Source organism: Streptomyces sp. ADMS, assembly GCF_033441795.1.
Taxonomy (GTDB): Bacteria; Actinomycetota; Actinomycetes; order Streptomycetales; family Streptomycetaceae; genus Streptomyces.
Map to the genome: position 1 here is coordinate 1 of NZ_JAVFVX010000351.1, position 856 is coordinate 856.

An 856-nucleotide genomic window follows, 5' to 3' on the forward strand; every position below is an offset into this window, starting at 1 on the left:
CTCTCAGGCTAACCCCGCAGAACGGGACGTCTCACCCAAGGCTGACAGAGAGGGAGGAGGTCGCCCGCATGGTGCTCTTCATCGCCGCCGACGCCACCTACTCCACCGGCACGGAGTTCATCCTGGACGGCGGCGTCACCGCTGGCCCACCGACCGCTCTGACGCCCGACCACTGATGGGGCTGCAGCACCAGATCGTCGACCTGTCCGTCTCTCACCAACGCGAGTACAGGTGCTGGATCTCGTGGCCCGCTGTGGCCGGAAGCCGCCAGCGTCGACCCGAGCGGCACCTGCAGGCAGCGGCTGTCCAGGCGCTGGCGGCCGTCCGCTTCGGCAGGAGGCCCCTCATGGGTGAACAGCAACCCCTCGCCCCTGGCGAGGCGTGGCGGGCACTGGCCGCTTGCTTCTGAAATGTGGTGCTTACGATCAGCCGCCCGAATAACGCCAGGGCCGAGACGGTGACGTTTTCGGGTTGTCCGCTGCTCCGGTCCCACTCGTTCTTTCGGCAGACGGACCCGGCGCCGCGCGAAGCAGCAGCGGTACGGTGGCGAGATATCTCCGCACGAGTGCACACAAGCGGCGCAGGGTTGACGAGTGTGTGCTAGATGGTCAGGCGCTCGGAGGGTTCCGGTGTGCGAGTTGCACTGGCAGAGACGCCGCCGGCCGTCAGCGAGGCGGGTGAGACGGGAGGGCATCGGCAGTGACGGCCTCGGTCTTGGCTGCGTCGGCGAGGGCCGCGGCAGCGGCTTCGGCGGCCTGAGCCTTGTCGTTGGCGGCCTGGGCAACCATGTCGTCCGAGGGCTTCTCGCGGGTGGCCGGCGACTGGGGCAGCACCTCGGTGAAGGCGCGGGACACGC

The 856-nt window shown here is 68.9% G+C and carries 1 pseudogene; it reads right to left on the reverse strand.

The features are described 5' to 3' along the window. Nucleotides 1-665 precede the first annotated feature (665 nt). Nucleotides 666-856, reverse strand: a pseudogene (locus RB628_RS40955) (SPFH/Band 7/PHB domain protein); the annotation flags it as partial.